The organism is Streptomyces sp. UH6, from assembly GCF_013421635.1.
GTDB classification, from domain to species: Bacteria; Actinomycetota; Actinomycetes; order Streptomycetales; family Streptomycetaceae; genus Streptomyces; species Streptomyces abyssomicinicus.
Genome location: NZ_JACADT010001005.1, coordinates 1 through 2,022, shown reverse-complemented (window position 1 = coordinate 2,022; position 2,022 = coordinate 1). Strand labels below are relative to the sequence as shown.

Genomic DNA, 2,022 nt, shown 5'->3' with positions numbered 1-2,022 from the left:
CCGACCCGCGCAGCTGGCAGGCGTACCGCGAGGTGCTGCGGGGCCGCCAGGCCGTGCTGCGCTGCACCCGCCGCCTCAAGCACCCCGACGGGCACTCCCTGTGGGCGCAGGTCACGGTGACGCCGCTGACCGGCGGCGACCAGGGCGTCCTGCTCTCGGTCGCCGACATCTCCGCCCGCCGTGAACTCCAGGCCCGGCTGCGCCACCTCCAGATGCACGACCCGGTCACCCGGCTGCCCAACCGCAGCCTGTTCTTCGAGCGGCTGACCACCGCCCTGGAGACCGCCCTCACCTCGGACACGGGAACCGGCCGGGTCGGGCTCTGCTACCTGGACCTCGACGGGTTCAAGGCCATCAACGACACCCTCGGCCACCGGGTCGGCGACCGGCTGCTGGCCGCCGTGGCGGAACGTCTCACCCGCTGCGCCGACGAGGCCGGCTTCAACCGGACGGGCGCGCCGCTGGTCGCCCGGCTCGGCGGCGACGAGTTCGCGCTGCTGGTGGAGGACTCCACCGGCACCGAACAGGTCGCCGACCTCGCCGAATCCGTCCTCACGGCGCTCCAGGCGCCCTTCGACCTCTCCGGGCAGCGGCTCTCCGTCTCCGCCTCCATCGGCGTCGTCGAACGCCACGCGGAGGGCACCAACGCGACCGGATTGATGCAGGCCGCGGACACCACGCTGTACTGGGCGAAGGCCGACGGGAAGTCCCGCTGGACCCTCTTCGACCCGGAGCGCAACGCGCACCGGATGACCCGGCAGGCGCTGGTCTCCACACTGCGGCCGGGGATCGAGCGGGAGGAGTTCGTCCTCCAGTACCAGCCGCTGGTCGGCATGTCCGACGGGCAGGTCCGGGGGGTCGAGGCCCTGGTCCGGTGGGACCACCCCCAGTTCGGGATGCTGTCCCCGAACCGGTTCGTGGGCCTGGCCGAGGAGGACGGCTCCATCGTGCCGCTGGGACGGTGGATCCTGCGGACCGCCTGCCGGCAGGCGCGGCGGTGGCAGCTGGACCGGCCCGGGGAGCCGCCGCTGTTCGTCAGCGTGAACGTCGCGGTGCGGCAGGTCTGGGACTCCGACCTGGTGGCGGACGTGGCGCGGATCCTAGGCGAGACCGGCCTGGAACCGGGGCTGCTGCAGCTGGAGCTCACCGAGTCGGCGCTGATGGGGTCGGCGGGGCGGCCGATCAAGGCCCTGCAGGCGCTCAGCGACATGGGGGTGCGGATCGCCATCGACGACTTCGGCACGGGGTACTCCAACCTGGCGTACCTCAGCCGGCTGCCGGTGTCCGTGCTGAAGCTCGACGGCTCGTTCGTGCGGGGGTTCCAGTACGAGGACGCCCTCGGGGGCGCGGGTGACGGGGACCGGGCCGCGCCGAACGCGGCGGACGAGGTGATCGTCGAGGCGATGGTGCAGCTCGCCCACCGGCTGGGGCTCAGCGTCACCGCGGAGGGGGTCGAGACGGCGGCGCAGGCGGCGCGGTTGCGGCGGATCGGCTGCGACACGGGGCAGGGGTGGCTCTACAGCCGCCCCGTACCCCCGGACCGCATCACCACCCTCCTCACCGACAACGCGGCCCTCCTGTAACCCCTGCGGCCCTCGGCCCCCGCGTCCCCACCACGACGGCCGGCCCCCTCCCGCCCTCCCGCGCGATCACCCCACCGTGCGGTGCGCGGTTCTGCCCCAACCCGTTCCCCCTGCGCGGGCAACCGTTCCGCCGGGCGCGCCCCCACCCGTTCCCCCTGCGGGCAATCGTGCCGCCGGGCCGCCCCCACCCTGTTCCATCTGCGGGCAGTCGTGCCGCTGGGCGCGCCCCCACCCGTTCCGTCTGCGGGCAGTCGTGCCGCTGGGGCGGCACGGGTGGGCGCAGGCCTCACGTGCGCACGGGACGGCTCGCTCCGTGGAACGTAAGCCCCTTCGGAAGGGGGCGGGTCGGGGGAGGAACAGTGCTGTCCGCCCAGGCCGGGCTTGTGCACGCCGCAGTGAGCACCCGTGTGTACGGCGCCGCCCGCTTGCGCGTGGTGGA

At 74.1% G+C, this 2,022-nt stretch carries 1 protein-coding gene; it reads left to right on the top strand.

All coding sequences use genetic code 11. The features are described from left to right. Positions 1–1,583, top strand: a 1,583-nt coding sequence (locus HW445_RS28545; protein WP_180223736.1) for a bifunctional diguanylate cyclase/phosphodiesterase, incomplete at its 5' end; no start/stop codon positions are given. Between the last annotated feature and the right edge of the window lie 439 nt (positions 1,584–2,022).